1 protein-coding gene is annotated in these 4,982 nt (G+C 70.3%); it reads left to right on the top strand.

Annotated elements, in window-relative coordinates; genetic code table 11:
* Positions 1 to 324: 324 nt before the first annotated feature.
* Complete coding sequence (gene mobF / locus ABZY45_RS32445) at positions 325 to 4,224, top strand: MobF family relaxase (protein WP_356745839.1); 3,900 nt, start codon at positions 325 to 327, stop codon at positions 4,222 to 4,224.
* Positions 4,225 to 4,982: the final 758 nt, after the last annotated feature.

The following is a 4,982-nucleotide window of genomic DNA, read 5'->3' as shown; positions in this document are numbered from 1 at the left end:
TCGCCTGCGGTGAGGTCGCGGAGCTAGGCCCTCCACGATCTCACCGCCGGCAGGGTCGCCTGCGGTGAGGTCGTGGACGTCCCTCCCGAACAACGTCGCGTACAGCCTGCAGATGCTCTCCGATCCGTTACCGCCTACTGACCCACCGGATGTCACCGGCCGTGCTGACTTCGCGCGGAGCAGCGCCACATAACAGCCCAGCGGCACCTCCATCGTCGTAGGATCGATAAGATCAATCTGGATGGACAAAGGTACGTCCCCTCAAGACGCACACCACAGAGCTTCTCGTCGGACGACACGAAGCAGGAGGGAGAGGCAGCGCGGATGGCCTGGGTCAGTCGGATCGTGGACATGGAGCAGGTCGAGTACCGCCTCTCCGGGAACGCCGGCTGTTACGTGCGCCTTGACGGCCGGGAGGCCGATGATGCCGCCGAGCCCGCCACTGACGCTCAGCTCGGCCACAGGATGACTGCCCCTCAGGACAGCGGTCTCGTCTGGCTCGGCTCAGGCCTGACCGACGTCGGGCTGGTGGCCGGCACGTCTCTGGATGAGGCCGGTAAGCGGGCGGCACGCGCGCTCGCCAACGGCGTGCACCCCCTGACCGGCGCGCAGCTCGCCGGCGCCGAACTGCGCGCCCACCCTGCCTCTCAGCTCGTTGGTGCTCGATTGGTCGAGGCGATCGAGCATGCCGCGATCTCCGCCCGCGTCGAGTCGAAGGACCTCCTGGCCGGTACCCCGAAGCAGCTGAAGAAGTTCGCCACCCTGGCGCGCATGGTGAACGCGCGAGGCGAGCAGCACCAGCTGCAGGTGGGCTCCCTCCACCGGATCGCCCGGGCCGCCGGCATCGACCTGGCTGAGGTCTACGGCGCGGAAGGACTTGCGCGGGCCCGTGCGCACGAAAGGGACCGCGTCAACGTCCGGGTCCGCGCCTACGACCTCGTCGCCGACCTCCCCAAGAGCGCCTCCACGCTGTGGGCTCTGCTCGGTCCTCGACGGGAGGCCGACTTCCGGTCCCTGGTCCACGAGGCGAAACGCGAGGCGTTCGCCGAGCTCGAACGATGGATCGGCTACAGCGTGGCGAGCGAGGTGGGGGAGCGGCGCCGGATCGCCACCGGCGGGCTGCTCGGCTGGAGCGTGGAGCACCAGTCCGCCCGGCCGGTCGACGACACCCCCGGAGACCCGCATCTGCACGTTCATCTGGTCATCGTCAACATCGCCCGATGTGAGGACGGTGCCTGGCGCGCCATCGCCAACGGTGGCATGGACCTGCACCGCCATGCGCGAGCCTTCGACGCCCTCTTCAAGGCCCGCGTCCGCGCTCTGGCGAGCAAGCGGTTCGGAGTGCGGTACGAGCGCGACGGTCGTACCCGGGCCTGGGAGGTCATGGGTATCCCGGCCGAACTGCGCACGCACTACTCCCGCCGCGCAGCCCAGGTCGACGCGCTGGCAGGAGCCGACGCCGGCCGCGACGAGAAGCTCCGGGTCTCGGCCGAGACCCGGCATGCCAAACACGACGAGGGTGACATCGACCTGCACGCCCACTGGCGTCAGCGCGCGGTAGCTCTCGGCATCGACGTCGACGCGATGATCGCGGCCGCCGCTCCTGGCTCCGGGCCGTCCGGCGGGCTTACGGCCGGCGGAACGCGCGGCCCGCAGATCCCGCCGCCCGACACGATCGCCCGGGACGTCTTCGACCCCGAGCACGGGCTGACGAGCAGCGCCAAGGACTTCCGTCGCGCCGAACTCCTCGCGGCCGTCGCCAACGCCTGTCCGTACGGCCTTGAAACGACCGCGCTCGACAACCTGGCCGAACAAGTTCTCGCCGTACCCGGCTACGCCGAGCCTCTCCCGCACCGCGGCTCGGCCGCCATGAGCAACACCGGCCGCTACACCACGCGCGACATCCTCGATGCCGAGCAGGTCATCGTCGATCAGGCTCGCTCCCGGTACGCGAGCGGTTCAGCCCAGCTGACGGGGGACCAGGCCGCAGCCGCGCTGGGGGTTTTCGAGGTCGCCTCCGGGTTCGCGCTCGATGGCGAGCAGCGTGCCACCGTTCAGAGGCTCCTGACCGCCGGTCACGGTGTCGATGCCGTCATCGGCGCCGCCGGAGCAGGGAAGACGTCGCTGCTGGAGGTCTGCCGCATCGGTTGGGACGCCGTCGGCATGACCCACGCGGGCGCCTCTTCCTCCGCTGTGCTCGCACAGAATCTGTTCGAGGGCACCGGCATCCCCGTGCGCACAGTGGCCTCCTGGCTGCAGCGCATCGACAGCGGGGAGGGCCTGCGAGGGATCGACGTACTCGTGCTCGATGACGCGGTTCTGACCGACGACCGTTCCCTGGCGCGCTTGCTGACCGCGGCCGTCGCCACGGGCACGAAGGTCATCGGCGTCGGCGACCCCCAGCATCTGCGGGCGCTCGGTCCGGGCGGTGGACTCGAGGAGATCCACCGGCTCGTCCGCGGCGCCGTCCTGCACAGCAACCGCCGTCAGAAGGACGCCGGCGAGCGCCTGGCTCTGGAAGCCTGGCGGGACGGCGCCCGGGACAAGGCCTTGCGCATGCTCGCCGAAGGCGGCCGTGTGCACGCCACCGACACCGCCGAGCAGGCGCACACGGAGATCCTCGCCGCCTGGAATCAGCAGCGCCGCCGATGGTCCGCTCCGCATGACTCGGTTGCGAACCTAGTCCTGCTGGCCGCGCGGAACGCCGACGTGGACACCCTCAACGCCGGAGCTCAGGCCATCAGGAGCGCCGCCGGCGAACTCGGCGCCACCCACACCTACGCCCGACCGCGCGGTGAGCAGATCACCCTCGCCGTCGGCGACATCGTCCGCGTCCGGCAAGGCGGTTCCCGCAGGCGGCGCGGCACCGGCCCGGATCCCCTGAGCGGGTACCGCGCCGTCGTCACGGCCCTCGACGGCGAGCACAACGTGCAGATCACCTGGTGGCGTGAGCACGGCGTCCATGGCCAGGCATGGCTGAGCCCGGGGCAGGTCGGGCACGGCGCCCTGGCGCTGGGTTACGCGATGAGCGTCTCCGCTTCCCAGGGGCTCACTGTCGAGACATCGCTGCTGTACGGGCTCGGAGCCGACGCGTACACGTTGTACCCCGCCATCACCCGGGCCCGCAGCGAGAATCACCTGTGGCTGGCGACCGCGGCGTTGGAGGACGAGGAGGCCCAGGTCAGGTCGGGCGAACCAGTCAGCGAAACCGAGCGCCTCGACCGTGCAGTGCGCGCCTGTGCAGCCCTGCTGAAGCAGGTTCGTCCGGAGTCCATGATCAGCGACCAGTTGCGCGCTGTTCCGGAGCCGGTGCCTGTGGCCGCAGGTGACCTGAAGTTCCCCAGGTGGGACGACCGGGGGGCCCGGCCGTACGGTGCTCTGACCGATACAGATCTCGCGGTGAAGGCAGCAGAACTGACCCGGCGGGCAGCGGCAGCCGACCGGAGGGCGAGCGAGCAGGCCCGGGCGTCCACCGAGGGTGCCGTGCAACTGGCTCAGCATCCCGGCCAGCAGATCGCCGACAGTGCAAGAGGCCTCATCGATGCGGCAGACCGCCTGCTCCGCCAGGCACACCGTGAGGCCGATGCGGCGGAGCGCGCCCGCGCCGCCGCTGCCGGCGCGCGCGACGTCTGTGCCAGCCTGCAGCGGGCTACCGGACGCAGCCGCATCGCCTTGCGCCTCGCAGGCACCTCCCGGGCCGAGCAACAGCAACTCATCGCCCAGTACACGCAGCAGGTCGAGGCGGCGGAGCGCGAACACGAGGCGTCCACCCGGGCGGCAGCTGAAGCCCGGCGTGAAGCAGCGCGGATCCTGGAGTCCTCCCCGAACATGCAAGTGCTGCGCGATCAGGCCATGGGAGGCACGAGCTCAGCGGTCGTACGGCTCGAGGAGCTGGAGGTGATGAGGCAGCAACTTTCCGTCCTTGCCGTGCGGATCGACAACCACCGCGCCGAGGCAGTCCGTGCCGCACGCGCCGCCGCCGTTGACCTGCGAGCCCGTGCGGAAACGCTCCGTACCGACGCGGGGGGCATGCAGGTGGAGCGTGAGCTGCGTCGCCGAATCGCCGAGCAAGCGCCGCTTCAGCACCGCGCAGAGGCACATCTGCGGGACCAGTTCACGGTTCACCGCCAGGCGCAGATGGCCGTTCAGCGGGCCCGCGTCGTCCGACACTCACCACATGACGCGCCGCCTCGCATTCCCGGCGGCCCGGGCGTCAGCATGTGAACCCCGGGGGCACCGATGTGCTTGCGGCTGTTCGGTTGCCCTTCCCTGATTCAGGATGTCCTGCCGTTCCGTTCATACCAGAGAGTGCGCCCCGTTGTTTCCCGCCTTGGGGGACGGCCTGGGGTCTATGGCCCTGTCGACTGCTCCCACCGACTCGCTGCGCGGAGCTCGGCGATGGAGGGCATGCCGTCGATCGCTTCGCCTGACACGTCCGCGCCTGATGAGGCGCGCGGCCACCTCCCACGCGTCCGTCTCGGCGTCGGCCCGGAACAGGCCGAGAGCCTCTTCGACGCGTCCCGACTGCTCCAGAATCCACGCGGTGCTGGATGTCATTTCGTACAGGTCCGTCGGCAGCACCGCGGCGTAGGCGAGGGTTTCTCCGTACCGGCTCGCCTCGCCCAAGAGCCATATCAGCAGGTCCAGGCCGCGGCCGACGCCGCGGCGATCGACTGGGCCTCTCGGTGGACTTCCCCGTCGTGCGGGGCCCACCAGCACGCAGCAGTGCCCGGACCGGACCGTTGCCAGCGCCTGCGTCAAAGGGGGGCGTTGCGCCGTCACCTCACAAAGGGATCGGCTGGTACGCCAGTGCCTGGTCGACTACCTCGTCAGCCGTAAGCTCCCGGTCCGCCCCAGGGCCGACTCATCGGTCATCCGGTCTGTCCCGAGTCCGAGTCTGTGATCCAGCGCCCTTCGGCGGAGTCGTGCACGTACGCCGGCCTCCCCCTGGTCCCGCTCGTGCGGAAAGGCTTCCCGCCGTC

The sequence above is a fragment of the Streptomyces sp. NPDC006516 genome, from assembly GCF_040611875.1.
In the GTDB taxonomy this organism is placed as follows: domain Bacteria; phylum Actinomycetota; class Actinomycetes; order Streptomycetales; family Streptomycetaceae; genus Streptomyces.
This window is presented reverse-complemented; position numbering and strand designations above follow the sequence as displayed.

Excerpts from the sequence above, each read along its gene's own strand:
- mobF (WP_356745839.1), top strand. The coding sequence starts at position 325 with ATGGCCTGGGTCAGTCGGATCGTGGACATGGAGCAGGTCGAGTACCGC.